Origin of the sequence: Photobacterium lucens, from assembly GCF_009873615.1 — a bacterium.
In the GTDB taxonomy this organism is placed as follows: domain Bacteria; phylum Pseudomonadota; class Gammaproteobacteria; order Enterobacterales; family Vibrionaceae; genus Photobacterium; species Photobacterium lucens.
This window is the reverse complement of sequence record NZ_SSMG01000105.1, coordinates 1-2925: the sequence shown is the minus strand read 5'-3', so window position 1 is coordinate 2925 and position 2925 is coordinate 1. Positions and strand designations below refer to the sequence as shown.

Genomic DNA, 2925 nt, shown 5'->3' with positions numbered 1-2925 from the left:
ATGTTAATTGATAATTTTGTGTTTTATGAAATTTAGGGGTTTTATTTTTAATATGGTATGAAAACGTAACTTAACTTTTTTCTGAAATACTGTTTGAATGATAAATATAATAGGGAGAATGACATTTAATACATTCATATATGGATTAGATATCAGAGGAAGAAACTTGTACTAAATTCTTAAAATCATAGGCTTCAATCAGTTTGTCTCTGTTGTTCATTTATGTAAGCGCAATGTCATGCATCATATGCTGTAGATTGTAGTCATGGCTGTTATCAGTATCACTAAAGACGTACTTTCTGGACCAAACATCAAAGCAGTGTACCTATTGGTGTACCCATAAATAAAAGATGTTACTGGACACCTTAGAACCTTACAGATACAAGAGAGCCCGCTAAGTCAGTAACCTAGCGGGCTCTCTGGACGTCCTAGGACGTCTTCGTATACGAATTTGGTGGGCTGGCGTCATCTGAATTTGGTTTTTATCTTTTTGTTTTTATATAACTTATCTCGGTTTGATTTTCACTGGTGTACCCTAAGATGTACCTATTTATTTCTGTTGTCGGAAATTAGCTTATAATAATTATGTTTTTGAGAAAAAATCGACATTATCAATGTTTATACTGAGTAAGCTTATTATATTGCGTATAAACTACTTTTAAGTTTTGATTGTGATAACTCAATACTAACTTGGCTTCTGAGAGTAAACTTGTGAGATACAAGTTATTCCGATCTGACTAGTTTAGAGTAATATTCCATGTTTATCGGATACCATGGAATTCAGGCACTGCTATTTTTATTTACCATTCTTAGTGAAATGTTTTTATTTCGTTTTAATGCTTGTTTTTGAAACTACTTTTGATTGGCTGTGATTTATAGTTCAAAACTGTTCAGCTTACATGCTACTTCAACTGCGTTTGACACAAAATCGATATGTACTTACTTAAACTTTATATATAAATCAGCCAGTTAACTTGGGTTGTAAAATCCAACTGTGATCAAAACTACCATTTTACAACCCAACTCAGCACTCTACTCAAGCTAGTTACTATCGCCAATCGCCAATCTCAACTGCGTTTGAGATAAGATCGATATGTACTTACTCAAACTTTATATTTATAAATCAGCTGGTTAACTTGGGTTGTAAAATCCAACTGTGATCAAAACCACCATTTTACAACCCAACTCAGCACTCTACTCAAGCTGGTTACTATCGCCAAGCGCCAATCTCAACTGCGTTTGAGACAAGAACGATATGTACTTACTCAAACTTTATATCTATAAATCAGTTTTTTAACTTGGATTGTAAAATCCAACTGTGATCAAAACCGCTATTTTACAACCCAACTTAGCACGTTTCTCACGCTGGTTACTATCACCAAGCACCGATCTCAACTGCGTTTGAGACAAAATCGATATGTACTTACTCATACTTTATACTTATAAATCAGACAGTTAGTTTGGGTTGTAAAGTCCAACTGTGATCAAAAACCGCTATTTTACAACCCAACTCAGCACGCTGGTTACTATCACCAAGCACCGTTCTCAACAGCGTTTGAGACAAAATCGATATGTACTTACTCAAACTTTATATATAAATCAGCCAGTTAGTTTGGGTTGTAAAGTCCAACTGTGATCAAAACCACTATTTTACAACCCAACTCAGCACGCTTATCACGCTGGTTACTATCACCAAGCACCGTTCTCAACTGCGTTTGAGACAAAATCGATATGTACTTACTCAAACTTTATACATATAAATCAGCCAGTTAGTTTGGGTTGTAAAGTCCAACTGTGATCAAAACCGCTATTTTACAACCCAACTTTTACAACCCAACTCAGCACGCTTATCACACTGGTTACTATCACCAAGCACCGTTCTCAACTGCGTTTGAGACAAAATTGATATGTACTTACTCAAATTTAGTGATTATAAATCAATAGTTTAAATTAGGTTTTGAAACCCAACTGTGATGCAAACATACATTTAGTAACCCAAGTTTAGCAACCCAAACTGGTACTTCACTCAGTCTGTTCGCTAACAACCACCATCTATCTCAACTGCAAGTGGAACTAGATATTGATCAGGTACAAAAATTACAACCTTTATAAACAATGAGTTAAGTTGGGTTGCTAAATTGAACTGTGATAAGAAACCACATTTAGCACCCCAAAAAGGAATTAAGAATCTACAACTTAGACAAGTGTCCTTTATTAATAACTCAACCCTTTTAAAACATTGCCTTTATCGGCGATTTCAAATTTATTTTTTATTACATGTATTTATTAAACTCATTGGCTAAATGAGGTAGGGTTTTCTGGTATTAAGTACTCTGTTCGGAGATTTTTTTGGCTTTAGCGATAATTTTATTTTGAATATCACAAACTGTTATCATTATATCTTTATATATTTTCTCTTTTTCTTCTTGAGACGTATTTTTTACAAAGTTAGATAATGGTGTCGATGTAAGTTTATTTACTATATTTTTTTTCATAACACCCTCTTATTAAAGTGATTTTTAAACTGGAATAACTAAAATTCAGTTTAGGATATTTAACTTTATTAGCTAGTGTACATTTTTTATTTTGCTCTCAAAAAAAAACGCACATATTCCGTTCTTTTAGATGTTAATTTGAACTAGCTAAGCCGATATATTTAATCTATCACAAGGAATATAATTATGATGATAAATCAGAGACCATCAAAGATTTTACGATTACCAGAGGTCAAAGATAAGGTGGGCCTATCTAGAAGTAGTATTTATGCATTAATGACCAAAGGTGAATTTCCACTATCTGTTCGTTTGGGTGAGCGATCAGTTGGTTGGTTTGAAGATAAAATTGATCAGTGGTTATTAGAGCGAGAAAATAAAAGAAAGAATAAATAATATGGATTTTTTCTTTCTAAATTTTAAAAGCCTTTGA

Annotated in this window: 2 protein-coding genes; one reads left to right on the top strand and one right to left on the bottom strand. The window is 33.2% G+C overall.

The features are described from left to right. Positions 1-2324 precede the first annotated feature (2324 nt). Positions 2325-2495 (bottom strand): hypothetical protein, encoded by a 171-nt coding sequence (locus E5A76_RS20365; protein ID WP_187695560.1) that lies wholly within the window; start codon positions 2493-2495, stop codon positions 2325-2327. Positions 2496-2681: 186 nt separating this feature from the next. On the opposite strand from E5A76_RS20365, the gene E5A76_RS05370 reads away from it, so the two are divergent. Further along, the gene (locus tag E5A76_RS05370) at positions 2682-2888 is read left to right on the top strand and encodes an AlpA family transcriptional regulator (protein WP_161118321.1); all 207 of its coding nucleotides are present in this window, start codon (positions 2682-2684) and stop codon (positions 2886-2888) included. Positions 2889-2925: the final 37 nt, after the last annotated feature.